General features: G+C 57.1%; 20 protein-coding genes. 6 read left to right on the top strand and 14 right to left on the bottom strand.

Translation table 11 applies throughout. The annotated features are described in order from the left end of the window. Positions 1-27 precede the first annotated feature (27 nt). A complete protein-coding gene (locus AC1DFB_RS20810) occupies positions 28-699 on the top strand; it encodes a DUF1045 domain-containing protein (protein ID WP_480922739.1) in 672 nt (223 codons plus the stop codon). Here AC1DFB_RS20810 and phnN read toward each other — a convergent pair. Genes phnN through phnG form a run of 7 tightly spaced genes read right to left on the bottom strand, consistent with a single transcriptional unit; the run spans position 675 to position 5,631 of the window. Next, on the bottom strand, positions 675-1,226 hold the full coding sequence (gene phnN / locus AC1DFB_RS20805) for a phosphonate metabolism protein/1,5-bisphosphokinase (PRPP-forming) PhnN (protein ID WP_480922738.1): 552 nt from the start codon (positions 1,224-1,226) through the stop codon (positions 675-677). The genes AC1DFB_RS20810 and phnN overlap by 25 nt on opposite strands. Then, positions 1,223-1,906 carry a phosphonate C-P lyase system protein PhnL gene (phnL, locus tag AC1DFB_RS20800; protein ID WP_170394324.1) on the bottom strand — a complete coding sequence of 228 codons (684 nt, stop codon included), beginning with the start codon at positions 1,904-1,906 and terminating at the stop codon, positions 1,223-1,225. Before phnL ends, phnN begins: the two co-directional genes overlap by 4 nt. Before the next feature lie 3 nt (positions 1,907-1,909). Then, positions 1,910-2,680, bottom strand: a complete 771-nt coding sequence (phnK, locus tag AC1DFB_RS20795; RefSeq protein WP_480922737.1) for a phosphonate C-P lyase system protein PhnK — start codon at positions 2,678-2,680, stop codon at positions 1,910-1,912. Then, positions 2,677-3,528: an alpha-D-ribose 1-methylphosphonate 5-phosphate C-P-lyase PhnJ gene (locus AC1DFB_RS20790; protein ID WP_170394314.1), complete on the bottom strand. Its 852-nt coding sequence runs from the start codon at positions 3,526-3,528 to the stop codon at positions 2,677-2,679. The genes phnK and AC1DFB_RS20790 overlap by 4 nt, the downstream gene beginning before the upstream one ends. Continuing rightward, complete coding sequence (locus AC1DFB_RS20785) at positions 3,525-4,613, bottom strand: carbon-phosphorus lyase complex subunit (protein WP_480922736.1); 1,089 nt, start codon at positions 4,611-4,613, stop codon at positions 3,525-3,527. Before AC1DFB_RS20785 ends, AC1DFB_RS20790 begins: the two co-directional genes overlap by 4 nt. Then, positions 4,613-5,176 (bottom strand): phosphonate C-P lyase system protein PhnH, encoded by a 564-nt coding sequence (gene phnH, locus AC1DFB_RS20780; RefSeq protein ID WP_480922735.1) that lies wholly within the window; start codon positions 5,174-5,176, stop codon positions 4,613-4,615. Before phnH ends, AC1DFB_RS20785 begins: the two co-directional genes overlap by 1 nt. Beyond that, complete coding sequence (gene phnG, locus AC1DFB_RS20775) at positions 5,176-5,631, bottom strand: phosphonate C-P lyase system protein PhnG (RefSeq protein WP_170394307.1); 456 nt, start codon at positions 5,629-5,631, stop codon at positions 5,176-5,178. Before phnG ends, phnH begins: the two co-directional genes overlap by 1 nt. An 81-nt stretch (positions 5,632-5,712) precedes the next feature. On the opposite strand from phnG, the gene phnF reads away from it, so the two are divergent. Next, a complete protein-coding gene (gene phnF / locus AC1DFB_RS20770) occupies positions 5,713-6,432 on the top strand; it encodes a phosphonate metabolism transcriptional regulator PhnF (RefSeq protein WP_170509522.1) in 720 nt (239 codons plus the stop codon). Here phnF and AC1DFB_RS20765 read toward each other — a convergent pair. The 5 genes from AC1DFB_RS20765 to phnC form a co-directional block, all read right to left on the bottom strand. After that, on the bottom strand, positions 6,429-7,046 hold the full coding sequence (locus AC1DFB_RS20765; protein ID WP_480922734.1) for a DapH/DapD/GlmU-related protein: 618 nt from the start codon (positions 7,044-7,046) through the stop codon (positions 6,429-6,431). The two genes, phnF and AC1DFB_RS20765, sit on opposite strands and share 4 nt — an antisense overlap. Beyond that, positions 7,046-8,371 (bottom strand): phosphonate ABC transporter, permease protein PhnE, encoded by a 1,326-nt coding sequence (gene phnE / locus AC1DFB_RS20760; RefSeq protein ID WP_480922733.1) that lies wholly within the window; start codon positions 8,369-8,371, stop codon positions 7,046-7,048. Before phnE (AC1DFB_RS20760) ends, AC1DFB_RS20765 begins: the two co-directional genes overlap by 1 nt. Next, the gene (gene phnE, locus AC1DFB_RS20755; RefSeq protein ID WP_480922732.1) at positions 8,368-9,243 is read right to left on the bottom strand and encodes a phosphonate ABC transporter, permease protein PhnE; all 876 of its coding nucleotides are present in this window, start codon (positions 9,241-9,243) and stop codon (positions 8,368-8,370) included. The genes phnE (AC1DFB_RS20760) and phnE (AC1DFB_RS20755) overlap by 4 nt, the downstream gene beginning before the upstream one ends. Positions 9,244-9,308: 65 nt before the next feature. After that, a complete protein-coding gene (gene phnD / locus AC1DFB_RS20750) occupies positions 9,309-10,220 on the bottom strand; it encodes a phosphonate ABC transporter substrate-binding protein (protein WP_170394294.1) in 912 nt (303 codons plus the stop codon). Between the two features lie 57 nt (positions 10,221-10,277). Continuing rightward, a complete protein-coding gene (gene phnC / locus AC1DFB_RS20745; RefSeq protein ID WP_170394291.1) occupies positions 10,278-11,093 on the bottom strand; it encodes a phosphonate ABC transporter ATP-binding protein in 816 nt (271 codons plus the stop codon). 284 nt (positions 11,094-11,377) lie between these two features. Between phnC and AC1DFB_RS20740 the strand changes: the two genes are divergently transcribed. After that, positions 11,378-11,605, top strand: coding sequence for a hypothetical protein (locus AC1DFB_RS20740; protein WP_170509507.1), 228 nt, complete (start codon positions 11,378-11,380; stop codon positions 11,603-11,605). 86 nt (positions 11,606-11,691) lie between these two features. Here the strand turns inward: AC1DFB_RS20740 and AC1DFB_RS20735 are convergent, their stop codons facing one another. Both AC1DFB_RS20735 and AC1DFB_RS20730 read right to left on the bottom strand, forming a co-directional pair. Further along, complete coding sequence (locus AC1DFB_RS20735; protein WP_170394285.1) at positions 11,692-12,075, bottom strand: carboxymuconolactone decarboxylase family protein; 384 nt, start codon at positions 12,073-12,075, stop codon at positions 11,692-11,694. Positions 12,076-12,276: 201 nt separating this feature from the next. Next, on the bottom strand, positions 12,277-13,368 hold the full coding sequence (locus AC1DFB_RS20730) for an aromatic ring-hydroxylating oxygenase subunit alpha (RefSeq protein ID WP_170394282.1): 1,092 nt from the start codon (positions 13,366-13,368) through the stop codon (positions 12,277-12,279). Positions 13,369-13,582: 214 nt separating this feature from the next. On the opposite strand from AC1DFB_RS20730, the gene AC1DFB_RS20725 reads away from it, so the two are divergent. Genes AC1DFB_RS20725 through AC1DFB_RS20715 form a run of 3 tightly spaced genes read left to right on the top strand, consistent with a single transcriptional unit; the run spans position 13,583 to position 18,337 of the window. After that, the gene (locus AC1DFB_RS20725; RefSeq protein ID WP_480922731.1) at positions 13,583-16,057 is read left to right on the top strand and encodes an FAD-dependent oxidoreductase; all 2,475 of its coding nucleotides are present in this window, start codon (positions 13,583-13,585) and stop codon (positions 16,055-16,057) included. A 47-nt stretch (positions 16,058-16,104) separates the two neighbouring features. Next, complete coding sequence (locus AC1DFB_RS20720) at positions 16,105-17,220, top strand: mandelate racemase/muconate lactonizing enzyme family protein (RefSeq protein ID WP_480922730.1); 1,116 nt, start codon at positions 16,105-16,107, stop codon at positions 17,218-17,220. A 13-nt stretch (positions 17,221-17,233) separates the two neighbouring features. Beyond that, entirely contained in the window at positions 17,234-18,337 is a 1,104-nt protein-coding gene (locus AC1DFB_RS20715; protein WP_170407633.1) for a mandelate racemase/muconate lactonizing enzyme family protein, read from the top strand. Positions 18,338-18,365: the final 28 nt, after the last annotated feature.

The raw sequence follows: 18,365 nt of genomic DNA, 5'->3' as shown, positions 1-18,365 counted from the left end.
AAAGAGGGCGCGGGAAAAGGGGAATTCATGTCATACTCTCGATTTGCAATCTACTACGTGCCGCCCGAAGGACCATTGGAACAGTTCGGCGCGCGCTGGCTGGGATGGGATGTCGTGCAGGGCTGCGAGGTGCCTCAGCCCGATCTGCCCGATTTGCATGACGTTACGATGACACCGCGCAAATACGGCTTTCACGGAACGCTGAAACCACCCTTTCAACTGGCCGGAGGTTATTCGCTTGAAGCCCTGAAAGCGGCGGCGTCTGAGATGGCCGCTGGCCTGGCGCCTTCGAGCTGTGAACGGCTGAGTCTGACGAGGCTGGGCCGGTTTCTCGCTTTGACCCCACAAGGCGATGTGAGCGGCTTGCAAAGAATTGCTGCGGCCTGTGTACGTGAGCTTGACCCGTTTCGCGCCCCAACCAACGAGGCTGAACTTGAGCGGCGGCGCGGTGCAAGGCTGAGCCAACGTCAGGACGCACTGTTGATCGAGTGGGGTTATCCCTATGTGATGGCCGAGTTTCGGTTTCACATGACGCTGACAGGTCGGCTGCCGAATGGTGATATTCCTGTATGGACCGAGGCGCTGCGCCGCCATTTGCCAGCCTTGCCCGAGCCCTTCGTCATCGACCAAATTGCCTTGTGCGGCGAGCGCATTGATGGGCGTTTCGAGCTTATTCATCGGTACGCGCTCGCTGGTTGAAGGACCCCTGCGGCGCGCGCAACCGTCTCGGCCAGTGGGCCATCGTTGGAAATGGTGATAACGTCCAACCCATCGGGCAAGGGTTTTTCTGCCTGAGCAAGCCGATTTGCAATCTCGCTATCGCTTTCTCGGCCGCGAGCCGCCAAACGCCGAGCAAGAGTTTCCGGCTTCGCCGAGATATTCAGGACAATGAAGCGCGGGAATTTTTCTGCGGCCTGGAGCAGAGCTTTACGGGAGAAATTTGCCAGACAATCTGCGCCATCACTCAGCCGATCTTTGACGGCAACCGGTATCCCGTAGCAAAGCCCATGAGCAACCCAATGCACCGCAAAGGCACCATTCGCCGCCATTTCTTCAAATTCGGTGAGTTCGACGGCGTCATAGTCTTCCCCGCCCAACTCTGGTGCCCGGGTGATGACGCGGCGCACCAAATGCAAATCGGGCAACAAGTCACAAAGCCCTAGCATCACACTGTCTTTGCCAGCCCCCGACGGGCCAACCACAGCGATGAGGCAACCCCGGGTCATGCCGCGACCTCGGGCGAAAACTGACTGGCGTCGATTTCGCGATCACAAACGCGCGCCCTAGCCGCTTCGTCATGGAAAATGCCGATGATTGCAGTACCACGCGCCTTTGCCTCTTCGATGAGCCTTAGAACAACCTCGCGATTGGCCGCATCCAGACTGGCAGTCGGCTCATCCAACAGCATCGCGGGATAAGAATGGGCGAACCCGCGTGCGATGTTGACACGCTGCTGTTCACCACCCGAGAAGGTAGTCGGTGAAAGGGTCCAGAGCCGCTCGGGAATGTTCAGTTGCCGCAACAGAGCTTCAGCCCGCGCCTTCGCGTCAGCAGCGGAAATGCCCACAGCCCGCAAGGGCTCGGCCACGACATCGACGGTGGGCACGCGCGGTACCACGCGGAGAAACTGGCTGACATAACCCAGAACCTCGCGGCGCAGGGCGATAACTGTCCGAGGCTCTGCCTGCACGATATCCACATCACCGATGCGAATTTCTCCGCTTCGGGCCAGATAGTTGCCATAGATCATACGCATGAGGGTGGACTTGCCCGCCCCCGACGCGCCCGTCAGCGCTACGCATTCGCCCGGAGAGACCGAGAAGGATACATCGCTCAGCACCTCGATCACGGCCGCACCTTGATTATGGAGAGTGAAAGTCTTTGAGACGTTGTTAAGCTCAATCATTGCTCACACCTGCAAAACGGAACTGACAAGAAGTTGGCTATAGGCGTGTTGCGGGTCATCCAGCACTTGATCGGTCAGGCCTGCCTCGACCACGCCGCCCGATTTCATCACCATCAACCGATCTGCCAGCAGGCGCACCACGGCCAGATCATGCGTGACGATGATCGCCGACAAGCCCATGTCGCGAACTAACCCACGCAACAAGTCGAGCAACCGCGCCTGAACGGACACGTCCAGACCGCCCGTTGGCTCATCCATGAACACCAGCCGAGGACCGGTCACGAGGTTTCGTGCAATCTGCAGGCGCTGCTGCATCCCACCCGAAAAGGTCGTCGGGCGATCATCCAAACGGGAGGCATCGATCTCCACTCGTTGCAGCCAATCCGTGGCCTTGTCACGTATGTCGCCATAGTGACGCTCTCCAACGGCCATCAGCCGTTCACCTACATTCCCACCGGCACTGACGCCCATGCGCAACCCGTCGCGTGCATGTTGGTGGACAAAGGCCCAATCGGTGCGGCTCAGCATCCGGCGCTCGGGCTCGGACATCGTTACCGTGTCCTGCGGACCTTTTGCGCGGGTGTCGAACACAACCTCTCCGGCATCCGGGGTCAGATGCCCGGCCATGCAATTCAGCAGTGTCGACTTACCTGACCCGCTTTCGCCAACGATCCCCATGACCTCACCGGGATAGAAGTCGAATGACACATCGGCACAGCCAATATTTGGGCCATAGCGCTTTGTGATGTCCCGAACAGACAGCAAAGGTGTCATGCAGCGTCCTTTCCTTTGTGACCCGCCGCCTGGCGCGCCTCGCAATAATCGGTATCCGAGCAGACGAACATCCGCCCACCCGCGTCATCGATGATTACCTCGTCCAGATAGCTGTCCTCGGCACCGCACAAGCCGCAGGCTTGGTCGGCCTTGGACGCCTCAAACGGATGATCCTCAAAATCCAGTGAGACAACCTGCGTGTAGGGTGGCAGCGCGTAGATCCGTTGTTCACGCCCAGCTCCGAACAGCTGGATCGCAGCCATATCACCAAGCTTTGGGTTATCGAATTTCGGGATTGGCGACGGATCCATCACATAGCGGCCTTCGACCTTCACCGGGTAAGCATACGACGTCGCGATATGCCCGTGACGACTGATATCTTCGTACAGCTTCACATGCATCAGCCCGTATTCCTCAAGGCTGTGCATCTTGCGGGTTTCGCTCTCTCGTGGTTCGAGAAAGCGCAACGGCTCGGGGATAGGCACCTGATAGACAAGGATCTGACCTTCTTGCAGCGGCTCCTCGGGAATCCGGTGGCGAGTCTGAATCACGGAGGCGTCGCTTGTCGTTGTGGTTGTTTCAACCCCCGCAGTGCGCTCAAAGAAGGTGCGGATCGAGACCGCGTTTGTGGTATCGTCCGAGCCCTGATCGATCACCTTGAACGTGTCATCCGGGGTCAACACAGCGGCCGAGACCTGCACACCGCCCGTACCCCAGCCATACGGCATGGGCATTTCGCGCGAGGCAAACGGCACCTGATAGCCCGGGATCGCCAGACCTTTCAGGATTGCACGGCGAATCATACGCTTGGTCTGCTCGTCCAGATAAGCAAAGTTATAGGCGTTCATTCCGCAGCCTCCTGCGCTTGATCAGCACCTGCTTCGCGGCGTAGTTTGCGCACCAGTTCCAGTTCAGACTGGAAATCGACGTAATGCGGCAGCTTGATATGCTCTAGAAACCCCGTCGCCTGTATGTTGTCCGCGTGATAGAGGACAAACTCGGCATCCTGAGCAGGTGCGCCGACATTGTCCTCACCCAGTTCCTCCCACCGAAGTGCGCGGTCGACCAGAGCCATCGAGATCGCTTTGCGCTCAGTCTGACCAAACACAAGCCCATAACCTCGGGTGAATTGCGGCGGCTCGGTTTTGGAGCCCTTGAACTGGTTAACCGTTTCACATTCGGTCAGAACGACCTCACCGATTTCGATGGCAAAGCCGAGTTCAGGGATCTCCATTTCAACCGGCACGGACCCGATCCGAAGCTCTCCAACAAAGGCGTGATTGCGCGCGTATCCGCGCTGTGTGGAATACGCCAGACCGAGGGTGAAACCTTCATCCGCGCGGGTCAGCGCCTGAAGGCGCAGGGCGCGATCGGCGGGCATTTCAAGCGGCTCGCGGGTCAGATCAGGTGGCGGCGTATCGTCATGCGGCGCTTCCTCGATCAGGCCTTCGCGATTGAGGAAATCCGTGACATGCGGCACTTCACCCAGTTCAGCTTCGCGCGCTGGGGCTTTGGGCACCTCACCTTCAGCAGCCAGTTTGAAATCCAGTAAGCGATGAGTGTAGTCGAAGGTCGGCCCAAGCACCTGCCCGCCCGGCAAATCCTTGAAGGTTGCCGAAATGCGCCGGTCGCAAGCCATTGCCCCGGTATCAACAGGCTCGGATGCGCCAAAGCGTGGCAACGTGGTTCGATAGGCGCGGATTAAGAAGATGGCCTCAATCAGATCGCCTCGTGCTTGCTTGATCGAAAGTGCGGCCAGATCAGGATCGAACAACGAGCCTTCGCCCATGACACGATTGACCGCCAGGCTAAGCTGTTCGCGGATTTGCGCGATGCTCAGTTCCGCCACATCGGTATCACCACGGCGTTCTTCGGCAAGCCAGGCGTGGGCATTTTCAATCGCACGCTCACCGCCTTTTACTGCGACATACATCAGGACACCTCGGTCGTTCTTGGCAAAGCCGCTAGGCGGCTGCTATTCGTGAAGATGAAGTCGAGCCCCAGTGGATATAGCGTCTGATTATGCTGAAACGCCTCAAGCTCGGGCAATGAAAGCGCGGATTTATCCTTGATTCCCGGACCTGCCAGTGTCGCCCCTGAAGCGATGAGTTCGGGACATTCCACGATCAACGTGGCAGAACGATCCGGATATTCAGACGTCCCGATCGGGTATGCGTTCAATGGTCCCAGATCCGACCACGCACCAATGGCAAACATACAATGCGACGGGCCGGTCAGCGGTGCTCCGGTGTGGAATGCAAGCCAGCTGCGTACGGCGTCGCAATCTAGCGCACCTGCCAGATAAACGGGCGTCTCAGTGTCGCAAAGCGTCAACAACACCGCACCCGCTGCTGGTGACATTGGGGCCGGAGGAACTGCGCCAGAAATCTCTTGCACGGTACCGGGACGCGCCATTGCTTCCATCACGCTGCGAAAGGCGTGAGCAGATTGGATCGCGGGATCCTTGAAACCGCCGATCAGGGCTTCTGACTGCATCAATCCTCTCCTCGTACCATGGTGAAGAAATCAACCTTAGTGGCTGCGGCTTTGGCGGCACGCGCGGCCTTTGCATTGGTCAGCTCATCTCGCAAAGGGGTCAGCACTTTTGTGCGCAACAGATCAGACACATCTGTCTGCATCAGTGCATCAACCAGCGCGGCGACTTCGGCATCTTCTTTCCGACGGCCTTGTATATAGGCATGCCCGACTTCGCCCGCTCCCAGAGTCAGCGCACAGCGTGTTACCGTCATTTCGCCCAGATTGAACGGCGCACCGGTCCCGCCAGCGCGAGCCCGAACCATGGTGCTGCCAATCTCAGGAGCACGCAGCCATGTGAAGCCGGGGCGAGGCATCGCTGCATCCAACAGGGCGGCCACGCGTCCCTCCGGCGCTTTGGCCAGCAGGCTCATCCAAGCCTTCCGGTCCGCGTTTTCATCAAAAGTGTCTTTCATCTCGACAACTTTTCCATATACTATACAACTATACACATCTTATCATATTTGCCGCCGTCAGACAGAGGAATTTTGTGAAACTTGCGTGACACTCCCACCAAAACCCCGATCTGGAAGGCCATTGCCGACGCACTTCGCAGCGATATGGCCGAAGGGCGCTATGGCCCGGGTGATAAGCTGCCAACCGAAGCGGCACTGGCAGAGCGGTTCGGTGTGAACCGCCATACGGTGCGTCACGGCATCTCGGCCCTTGTGGATGAGGGCCTAATCCGAACGCGCCGGGGCGCGGGCGCTTTCGTGGCAGCCACGCCCACCGATTACCCCATCGGCTCGCGGGTGCGATTCCATGAAAACCTCATCGCTGCTGGTCGCAGACCAGAAAAGAGGGTGCTTCATGTTGAAGAACGGGCAGCGACCGAGGGCGAGGCCACCGCACTGACCGTTTCACCCGGTGATCAGATCTGTGCGTATCACGGCCTCTCATTGGCGGATGGACACCCGATTGCCGTGTTCGAAAGCATGTTTCCCCTTGAGCGCCTGCCTGGCATCACTGCTGCGCTGCAAGAGACCAGCAGCGTTACCGAGGCGTTAAACAGGTCGGGCGTCACTGACTATACTCGGGCCTCAACCCGTCTGACGGCCACGCGCGCAACGGCCACCCAAGCGCTACATCTGCAGGTTTCGGAAGGTGATCCGCTGCTTAGATCATCCGGAGTGAATGTTGACGAAAAGGGACAACCGGTTGAATTTGGCCGAACCTGGTTTGTTGGAGATCGGGTGACACTGACCCTTGAGAGTTAAGGCTCGTATTTCTCCAGAAACGCATCAGCCTTCAGAGCACGGAAATCGTCGAGCGCCAACCGCAACTTGTCATGAGACCAATTCCACCAGGCCAATGCGATCAACCGATCGGCGATGTGTCGTGGCTGACGCAGTCGCAAGGGTCTTGCAGGTGTACCGGCAACAATTGTGTAGGGGTCTACATCCTTCGTCACCAAGGCACCCGCAGCCACAACAGCCCCGTCACCCAGTGTGACCTCGGGCTTTATCATCGCGCCTGCGCCAATCCATGTATCGTTCCCGATATGGACAATTCGGGATTTGCGGTGACTGAAAAACACCTCGTCCCGATCCACATCGTCCCAATAATCGTTCGAGCGATACAGGAAATGGTGACAGGACGCCGTGTGCAGCGGGTGATCAGTCGCGCCGATCCGCGAAAACGCGGCGATGTTGGCGAACTTACCGACCTTCGCGTTGGCGATGTCGGCATAACGATCGCAATAGCTGTAGTCGCCCATTTTTGTATGTACGACGCGACTGCCCTTGCCGATTTCAACATAGGCCCCGAACGTGCTTTCGGTAATCTCACATTCGGGGTGAATGCAGGGCTGTTCCGCTGAAAGCCGCGCCATCAGTCTTTCCGCCCGATCAGCTTACCGCGCAACCAGCCCGAGGCCCAATCCATGAACATCACCATGATGATGATCAGGACAATGTAATAGGCGACCTCTTCCCAATCTTTCTGCGTCTGGATGGCTTGCGTCAGCATCAGTCCGATGCCGCCACCGGTGATCGCACCGATGATCGTCGCAGAACGTGTATTGGACTCGAGGAAATATAGAATCTGGGCCAGCAGCACGGGAACAACCTGCGGGATCACCCCGAACCGGTATCGCTGTAGCGGTTTGGCCCCAGTCGAGGACACCCCCTCGATCTGTTTCTGATCAACGTTTTCCAATGCCTCCGAGAAGATCTTGCCAAACGTGCCCGTGTCGGTAATCAGAATCGCCAACGCGCCGGTCAATGGTCCGGGGCCAAAGGCCCGAGCCAGAACCACAGTCCAGATCAATGCGTCCACACCGCGCACAAAGTCGAAAAGACGGCGCGTTGCGGCGCGAAGCAACATGATCGGCGAAAACCGTTTGGCGGCGAGAAAGGCCAATGGCAGCGCGATCATCGCGGCACCCATCGTACCCAGAAATGCCATCAGGATCGTTTCTCCGATGGCCCAGGCCACATCCTTATGCCGCCACATCGCGTTGTTCCACCAGTCAGAGATTGCGCCTGCGATATTCGAACGGCTTGGATCGATCTGCGCGCCAAACAGGATCTCTCCAAGCCCATGGCCGTGGTAGGGACTGTCAAGCGTGAACCAGAACAGCTCCCAACCCGGGAAATAGTTGAACACTTCAGTCCGAGCGCCCGTCATGGTGATCCGGCCCTCAGGCGTTGTGACGCCAACACGCCGTTCAGATGCGGAAATCCAGTCGGGCAGTTCAGAGGGCAGATTTGTCGTCAGGCGGCGTCCCTTGGCCTGCACTTCGATCAGCTGGAAGTCGGGTATTTCAATCTCGGTCCGGTTGTCAGACAGGAACCGCACGATATGATTGCGGCCCAGATCGATCGTCGTCACCTCTTCACCCGATACCCAGTCGGGACGTTTACCCTCGGGATAAGTGCCCTTACGCTCGCCCTCAACAGCATAGGTCACTTCACCGCTCTGATTATTGCGTGTGACATGCACTTTGTGTGACCAGCTATCAGAAGCCAGTGTAACGGCGTTGTCCAGATTGGCACGTTGCGCAAGGCCCGGCAGGTCGAAGGCAAAGAAGATGTAGGTGAGATAAACGAGGATCACGACAGGGATGCTAAAACCGATCAATCGTTTACGCTGAAATAGCTTTTCGGCGTCAAGCTTGGCCCCGTCCAGCCCGAAGTTCCAATCAATTGTGGTCATTGGCCCTGCCCTTCGGTCAGACGGTTGCGGTAGCGGCTGGACACCTGATCGAAGAATACGATGGTGCTGAATAGCAGGATGAAAATCGCGCCGGCCTCGTCAAAACGACCCGGACCCCAAGCCATGGCATTGCGCAGTTCGTAACCCAACCCTCCCGCGCCGACGAAGCCCAGGATGGCAGAAGCGCGAACATTGATCTCAAATCGCAGCAACGTGTAGCTGATATAGTTTGGCGCGACCTGTGGCAGGATACCCAGCATCATCTGTTTCGACCAAGTCGCCCCGGTCGAAGCCAACCCCTCAACCGGTTTCAGATCCGCGTTTTCGGACACTTCCGAGAACATTTTGCCAAGCGCCCCAGCGGTGTGGATTGAGATGGCGATCATCGCCGGCACCGGCCCGCCGCCAAGGACAAAGATCAGCACAAGCGCGATAACGATTTCCGGCACTGCGCGCATAACATCCGAGATACGCCGGAAGACCGGGATTAGACCCGGCCATTTCGCCAGCCCGCGTGTGCCAAGAAGCGACAGGATCAGACCACCGATGGCCCCGATCAACGTGGAAACTGCGGCAATGTTCACCGTCTCAACCAGTGCAGGGATGTACTTCACGATCAGGCCAGGCAGATCGGCCCGCTTTTCCCAAGCTTCAGACAGCACATCCGCCGGGTAATCACCGATCTGATGCAATCCGTCCCAGAACCCACCCGCGTTTCGGGAATCCGCAATGTTGAAACCTGATACCATCAGGACCACAAAGATCAGCAGCGTCAGCCCGCCATAAAGCCTGCGCTTGTGAACTTGTGCCATATAGCTGGATTGAATGGTCTCAACGCCGCCTGGCGCCGCACCGATTGATAAATCTGCCATCCCGAGCCCCGAATGAATAAAGACCGGCAACCCCAATGGGTTGCCGGAAACGTCATGTGCGCGCGTTAGCCACCGATTTTGGCTTTGCGGGCCTCAACAATCGAGATGTAGGTGTCATGCGATACCGGCTGGAAACCCAGCGTCTCGCCTGCCGCCACACCATAAGCGCAATCGGGGTCACGCTCGTGCAGGCCATCGACAAGATCTGTCATGGTCGCACGGACATCGGCAGGCAACGCCTTGCGCAGAACCACAGGGCCTTCGGGGATAACGTTCGATTTCCAGATCTGGACCATGTCGTTCATGTCGACAAGACCTGCGTCAACCGCTTTGCGCAGGGCACCAGAATTGTATCCATCTTCCCAGTTGCCCTGACCATCGGCCCAGGTCACACCACCATCAATGTCGCCATTATTCACAGCGACGATCGTCTGCTCGTGGCCACCAGTGAATTTGACCTCACCGAAATACTCACCCGACTCCATGGTGACACCTTCTTTGTATTGGGGGATTTCGATCGATGGGATCAGATAACCTGAGGTCGAGTTCGGATCACCAAACCCAAACACTTTGCCTTTCATGTCGTCCAGTGAGGTGACGCCACTATCCTTGCGGGCGAACCCAATCGAGTGATACCCGATTGAACCATCCACATTGACCTTGATCAGAACGGGCTCAACTGCTTCGGGGTCTTGCAGATAGGTGGCTGCGTAAGAAGAGGCACCCAGCCAAGCCATGTCGAGTGTCCCGCCCAACAGGCCCTGTATCACACCGTTGTAGTCCGCCGGGGCGAATAGCTTGGTCTCAACGCCTAACGCCTCAGAGGTATAGTCTGCGAGACACTGGTACGAGTTCATGCGGTCCTGGGCATTTTCACCACCAAGGATGCCAATGCGAAACTCGGTGATTTCTTCGGCAAGAGCAGCAGTGCTCAAAACGGTCGTGGCGGCAAACGCCAGTGCGAGGGTCTTTTTCATCGTTTTCTCCGTTCGGTTAGATGAAGGTGGCCCGCGACGGACGCGGGGGAAACTGGCTCAGACGTAGGCTTCCGCTTCGCGGACCTCGGGCCTGTCCAGTGTTTCGATCTCGGTCGAGGTTGCGGCCTCGGAAAAGTCTGCGCCTGCACCGTAGATGTCGCGCGCTACGCCCGTGGTCAGCTGCGCAGGGGTGCCGTCGAACACAATCCGACCATCACGCATTCCGATGACCCGGTCGCAGTAGCGACGCGCGGTATCCAATGTGTGCAGATTCGCAATGACCATACGGCCGTCTTCTTCGTGAATGGCCCGCAGCGACTGCATCACGACCTGTGCATTCATTGGGTCCAGCGAGGCGATCGGCTCATCCGCCAGAATGATCTTCGGGTCCTGCATCAATGCGCGGGCGATGGCGACGCGTTGCTGCTGGCCGCCTGATAAGGCTTCGGCTCGCTTGGGTGCTTGCTCGGCAATGCCTAGCCGATCCAGAATTTCAATCGCCTTATGAATATCCGACCGCGGGTACAGGTTGAACATCGTCGAAAAGGTCGATTGCCTGTTCAGCGTGCCATGCAAAACGTTCGAGACGACATCCATGCGCGGTACAAGATTGAACTGCTGGAAGATCATCGCACAGCGCGATTGCCATTCGCGTTTGGCAGCACCGCGAAGCGCAGAGATCTCTTCGCCTTCAAAAGTAATTGTGCCGGTCGTTGCATCGCTCAGACGGTTGACCATGCGCAAAAGCGTGGATTTTCCAGCCCCGGAGCTGCCTATAATCCCGATCATGGTTGGCTTGTCGACAACGATATTCGCCGAATCCACGGCCCGTTTGTCACCAAACTTTTTGGTCAGCTTTTCAATTCTCAGCATATCGCCCCCATCGTTGCGAGGCGGATAGAACGTCAAAACAAAAGCTTCGTGACGCTTTTGAATCGTTTCGTTTACATCTACGCGAAAGATTTGTGACAGGCGCGATGATTGCCTAGTTCTGCAGTGTGTGGCGTTTCTCGCAGGACTCTGCGCGAGTTTTATCCACAGGGCGTCATAAAACTGTTACGCTTGAGCGCAGAAAGAACTAACCTTCACCTATGACCCGTCTTCATGCCAGCCTTCTTCTTCTATGCCTTGTGGTGCCTTCTACTGCGCAGTCTAAAATGGCGGATGTCAGCTGTGATGACAGCGCGCGGATGGCACAGACACTGAAACAGGTTCTGGGGGCCGAACGTCAGGGCATGGGTTTGCGCGATCCCGAAACGATGCTGGAGGTTTGGGTCAAACGCACAAGCGGAGACTGGATGATCGTTCAGAACTACGCCAACGGCACTTCATGCATCGTCGCGATGGGGGACCATTGGCAAGGTGAGGTGCCAGACCCGGCTTAGGCAGGTGTCAGCAGACCGCGCGAACTGCAGACGCGCAATCTCGCTGATTGTGTCGTTCCTTCTGAAGATCTCGCGAATGGATCAGATCAGTCCAGCAGCCCACGTTCGGTCAGGACTTTGCGAGCGACACGGAAGCATTCAAGAGACTGCGGGACGCCACAATAAATGCCGATCACATGAATGATTGATCGGATTTCCTCTTTGGTGACACCATTGTTCAACGCGCCGTTACAGTGGATTTCCCATTCATGCATCTTGCCGAGTGCCCCAATCATAGCGAGGTTCATCATCGAACGGGTCTTGTGATCGATCGTGTCATCCCCCCAGCCGAAGCCCCAGCACCAAGCAGTCATGTTCTCTTGGAATGAGCGGGTAAAATCATCCGCCGCTGCCAGGTTCTTCTCAACATACTCGGCGCCCAGCGTCGACTTGCGCTGCTTCAGGCCATGTTCAAACAGGTTGTCGTCCATCATTCTCTCCTCAGGTGAAACGACCGATCTGCAACTTAGTCGGTCCTGGCTCGATATTCCGCTAAAGCCGCCGCCCCTGGCTTACAACCAACCCCACCACCGAAGGCAAGGGGCTCGATCGCGTCGTTCTGGTCGGGTGTGCCCTTTGGCACAGCGTTGGCTTCGGTGATGTCTTATCTGGCCCATCCACAGCACGTAACGTTATTCAATCGCCTCGCGCATCCATTGTTGAAGCTTCGCAACGGAATGCTCGCTCATGACGCCACAGGCCGGATCAAGCACCAGCGGTCCCGGTTTGTACCCTTTGGATTTCAGGCCGCGGTGAACGGATTCCACTAACCGAATATCCTCGGCCACAGTCGTTTCGCGATCCTGAGTGGCAAGGCCACGGATCACGTCGCTTTCATGACCGCCTTCTGTGTACCACCCGCGCCAGACGGTACAGCTGTCCACTGTATTTGCCCGCCAATGATAGGTGTTCAGAACATTTCCCGGATAGCATTGGAACGAGAACATCGGCCACAGGAACCAGCTTTGATAGTCGCCCGCGTGCTTGTTGCTTTCCAGATCAATCGGATAGGTCATCTTTTCGAGGCTTTGGCACTCGGTCGTGTGACGCAGCACGTAACCTCCCGACACATCGGGCTGAATGTCATAGGTTTCCGGTTTGATCACGCCTTCGGCAAAGGTCGGGTGATTAGTTGGGCAGTGATAGCATTCCGAGTAATTCTCGATCGAAACCTTCCAATTGCAGTTTTCGGGAATTTCCACCCACTCTAAGGGGGCCAGAGCGTTAGTGTTCGGCACGAACTCAGACAACTCGTCCCGGACGCCGGGATACCATTCGTCCATCGTTGCCGCGTTATCGTCCAAATTGACAAAGATGAACCCGAGGAAGTCTTCGGTCCGTACTTCGGTCAGACAGATTTTCGCGCGATCAAAACCGGGAACTTTCTTGATGTTCGGTCCAGACCGCAGGCCGCCAGTCAGCTCATAGGTCCACTGATGATAGGGACAGACCACTACACGGGTATTTCCGGTTCCGGTCACCATTTCATGCGCACGATGCTGGCACACGTTGTAGAAAGTCCTGACAAGATTGTCGCGTCCGCGAATGGCAAAAAGGTTCTGACCAGCGATTTCGAACGCAAAGTAATCGCCTACATTTGGGATATCTGCCGCATGACCAGCGTATTGCCAAGTTCTGCACAACAGGCCGTTCATCTCTTTGTCGAATATGTCAGGATCCGTATAGTACCGGGCCTCGAGCGAGTGGGTTGGCAGGACAGTCATATTTTTTCTCCTGATACAAGCCGGGCTGGTGTTTCAGTCAAAAAGATCGCGTCAGGATTCGTAACATCCGTACGCGTCAGAATACCACTTGAAACATCTGTACCGCACATTGCTTACCTCGGTATGTACATTTGTGCCATTTTTAATTGACAGTGGTACATATGTAGCAATAGGAAGTCCACAGAATTCCATGTCTCGGAAACAGGAAGTTGCGATGTCTAAAAAGGAACTGCCTGCACGCGCAAAGGTCGTCATTGTCGGCGGTGGCGTCATGGGTTGCGGACTGGCGTATCACCTGGGCCATGAAGGTTGGGGCGAAGACACGGTGCTGTTGGAAAAGGCCGAGTTAACTTCGGGCTCCACCTGGCATGCCGCTGGTCAGATTACTCACTCCACCAGTTCCTACGGGCTGGGCAAATTGGTCGACTATAACATTGGCCTTTATTCCAAGACACTTGAGGAAGAAACCGGTCAGGCGGTTACATGGCATGGCTGCGGTTCATTCCGTCTGGCCTATACCGAGGATGAGATGGACTGGCTGCGCCACACATTATCAGTTGGCCGAGCGCTGGGATTCAACATCGAGTTGGTAGGGCCTGATTTTATAGCTGAAAAGCACCCCTACTATAACCTCGACGGTGTCATTGGCGCGCTTTACACGCCAGATGACGGTCACGTTGATCCTTCCAACGTGACTATGGCGATGGCAGCTGGGGCCCGTCAGAAAGGTGTGAAGATTTTCCGCCACTGTCGCGCGACCAACATCACCCAGAACGATGCAGGTGAATGGGTGGTGGAAACCGAACAAGGCACCATCACCTGCGAACACGTCGTTAATGCAGGCGGCACCTATGCCCGTCAGATGGGCGAATGGTCGAACCTGCAATTACCCATGACCTCGATGACCCATCATTATTTTGTCACTGAAGATGTGCCTGAATTCAAAGACCTGAAGACCGAGCTGCCGGTGATCCGCGATGACAAGATGGTCTCGGGCTATATCCGCATGGAACAGAAGAAGGGCCTGATCGGGATCTACGAAAAAGAGAACGCAAACTCTGTCTGGCACGATGAATGCCCTTGGGAATACGAAAACTGGCTGTTCGAGGCGGATTATGACCGTGTCATGCCATGGCTGGAAAACTCATTAGAACGGATGCCGATCTTTTCTGAACTGGGCATCACCCGCGAAGTCCATGGTGCAATCAGCCACCCGCCAGATGGCAACCCGATGGTCGGCCCCGCGCCGGGCGTCAAGAATTACTGGTGTTCCTGTGGCACGCAGATCGGCATCGGTTGGGGGCCTGGTCTGACCCGTGAACTAGCAAAATGGATGGTACACGGTGCTGCCGATATCAACATGCGTGACTATGATCCGCGCCGCTTTGGCAGCTATGCCAAGAAAGACTGGCAGGTCATCAAGGCGCATGAGGATTACAAGTTACGGCACGAGATCCCCTTTCCGCATTTCAATCGTCTTGAAGGGCGTCCGATCAAACCCTCGCCGCTTTTTGAAATCCTCAAGGAAAAGGGCGCGGTCTATGAAGAGGTTTTCGGCCACGAACGCCCGCGATGGTTCGCGCGCAATGGTGTTGAACAGCGTGACCACTATTCGTTCCGCCGCAACGAGGTTTTCGACATGGTGGCGCTGGAATGCCAGGCCGTACGCGAGCGGGTCGGCATCATGGACGTGACCGCATTCACCAAGGTCGAGGTCTCAGGCCCGGATGCCTACGCCTATCTTGACCGCCTGACTGCCAACAGGATGCCGCAGAAAGACGGCTCGATCACGCTGACCCATTTTCTGAACCGTCGGGGCCGGATTGAGCTTGAGACGACTATCGTTCGCATGGTCGAAGATCGCTTTTACCTTGTATGTGCCGCCTTCTTTGAACAACGCCTTGTCGATCACTTGAACCAGAACCTCACGGGAGAGACAGTCTTTGTCAAAACGCTCTCCGAAGATTGGTCGGCTTTGTCCCTGAACGGGCCAAATTCCCGCGAGGTGCTGGCCAGATGCACCGACGCGGACCTGTCCAACGCCGGGTTCCGCTGGCTGTCGGCTCAGGAAATCACCATCGCGGGGCACAAGGTCTGGGCCTTTCGCATGTCCTATGCGGGCGAGTTGGGTTGGGAATTCCACATGCCGGATGAAGCCTGCGTTGACGTCTACAACGCACTGTGGGCTGCCGGCGAGGAATTTGGCATCGAAAACTACGGCTCGTTTGCGATGAACAGCCTGCGCATGGAAAAAGCATTCCCCGGTGCTGGAGAACTGACCAACGAGGTCACGCTGCCAGAGGCCAATGTCAGCCGGTTCTTCAAGCTGGACAAAGAGTATCTGGGTGTCGAAGCAACGCGCGCCAGCGCCGCTCAGTCTGAGGCGGGCGAGATGCCTTGGATTTGCGCCTATTTGGAGATCGAACCGGATGGGGTCGAAGATGGTCATGGGGGCGAGGCTATTCGGATCAACGGCGAGGTTGTCGGTGCAACAGCCTCGGTCGCCTATGGCCACAGCGTCGGCAAAATCCTCGCCTTTGCTTACGTCAAGCCACACGTGAATGTTCCGGGCACAGAGATCGAAGTAGTTATCGCTGGTGTACCCCGCAAAGGGCGTGTCCTCGGCGAAGCAGCCTATGATCCGAAATCCGAACGCCCACGCACGGACGCAGTTCATGAACTGGCGTGATCTGAAAACCAGAGCATCGGCCATCGCGGAAGCCCTATGGTGACGCCATGAAGATAACCCGTATCCGTGTGTTCAAAACTCCCCTGCCCTATGTCGGCGGATCATACGGCTGGGGCGCGGGCAACGCGATCACAACGTCGATGTCTTCGGTAGTGTTGATCGACACGGATGCGGGTCTACAGGGCTGCGGCGAGTTTGCCCCATGCGGCGAGAACTACATGATCGCCCATTCCGAAGGCGTCGAGGCCTTTGCCCGCCTCGTCGCCCCGCGCTTTCTGGGGGAAGATCCCCGCCAGCTGTCCAAGATCGAACGGTTGATGGATGGCACGGTCCAAGGTCACGGCTACGCCAAAGCGCCCTTTGATGCAGCGTGTTGGGATATTCTGGGACGGTCCACCGGACAACCTGTTTGGATGCTGATGGGCGGCAAACTCACCGATGGTGCGCCGATGTACCGGGTTGTGCCGCAAAGGCCTGTCTTGGAAGAAACCATCGCCGAGATGGAGCAGCACCGCGCAGCGGGATACCGGCAGTTCCAGATCAAGGTAGGTGGCGACTGGGTGACCGATATCGACCGTATCCGCGAAGGCGTGCCCCTGCTGAAACCCGGTGAAAAGGCGATGGCAGACGCCAATCAGGGTTGGCGCGTTGACAACGCCATCCGTGTGGCCCGGGCAACCCGAGATCTGGACTTTATCCTTGAACAACCCTGCCACAGCTATGACGAATGCCAGCAGGTGCGCCGCGTAGCCGAGCAACCGATGAAGCTGGATGAATGTGTGACCGGGATCGACATGGCCCGGCGTATTGTAAACGATCGGGGTGCCGAAATTTGCTGTCTGAAGATTTCAAACCTTGGTGGGCTGTCCAAAGCCCGCCGGGTGCGTGATTTCCTGATTGATCACGGTATTCCGGTTGTCTCCGAGGACACATGGGGCGGGCAGATCACCACCGCTGCGGTCGGCCATTTTGCGGCCTCAACACCCCAAGAGATGCTGATCAATTCAACCGATCTGATGAACTACAACACCCGTAACACCGGGATTGGCGGCCCCACAGTAAGGGACGGTAAACTCTATGCCACAGATACTCCGGGGCTTGGGGTGACGCCGGACTTTGACAGCCTTGGCCCACCTGTCGCAACCTACGAATCCTGCGCCTGATGGAAACCGCCTGATGAAGATAACCCGCATCACCGCCTGGGAAGTCCCGCTGACCTCGCATGACACCTATTACATGGCCGAGGGCAAGACCTGCGATACGACGGTTTCAGTGGTCGTCCGCCTGGATACCGGCACCGGCGCATCGGGCTGGGGAGAGGTTTGTCCGATCCCGCATTATTTACCCGCCTATGCCACGGGCGTGGTTCCAGCGCTTGAAGAGATGGCACCCGTTCTCATCGGCGCTAACCCGGTTGGTCCCGAAGCGCTGATGGAGCGCCTTAATAAGCATCTGATCGGGCATGGCTACGCCAAGTCAGCCATTGATACAGCGCTTTGGGATCTGACCGCACAGGCAGCGGGACTACCGCTATATGCTTTGCTCGGTGGGCGCGCCGTTGCCGATATGCCACTGTATCATTCAATCACCTGTATCGCACCGGAAGAAATGGCGCGCATGGCGCGCAATGCCTTTGATCAGGGCATGCGACAGTTTCAGGTGAAGCTGGGTGCAGATAACAACTGGGAAGCCGACGTTGCTCGTTTGATTCAAGTGCGCGAGGCTGTTGGTGATGGCCCGTTGGTTTATGGAGACTGGAATTGCGGGTCAGATACGCTGACCGCCACACGAGTTGGCCGCGCTGTCTCGCATCTGGACATAATGCTGGAACAACCTTGCGCCACGATCGAGGAATGCGCCCATGTCCGCGCCGCGACTGGTCTGCCGATGAAGCTGGACGAAAGCGCCTGTGACATTCATTCGGTTCTGGCAGGACACCGCGCTGGCTGCATGGATGCTGCTGCGCTGAAACTGTCGAAGATGGGCGGCCTTTCGGCAATGCGCCAAATCCGCGATCTCTGCCTTTCACTAGGCACGCAGATGTGCATCGAGGATACTTGGGGCAGCGATGTTACGACGGCCGCCTCGCTGCATCTTGCGGCCTCAACCCCAGCGCACGGCATCATGAATACATGCGATCTGTCCCACTATGTCAAACCGCGTCTCGATCCGAATGCACCTAGCCGCCGGAACGGTCGCATCGCCCCACCCGAAGGCCCCGGCCTTGGCGTCACGCCTGATGCAGACGCTTTGGGCCAGCCAGTAACCATCATCGATTAATCCCAACCCCGCACGCCAAGAGGCCTGT

It is taken from the genome of Ruegeria sp. S84 (genome assembly GCF_056583445.1).
The sequence above is the reverse complement of the archived record's forward strand: the minus strand, read 5'-3'. Positions and strand labels throughout refer to the sequence as shown.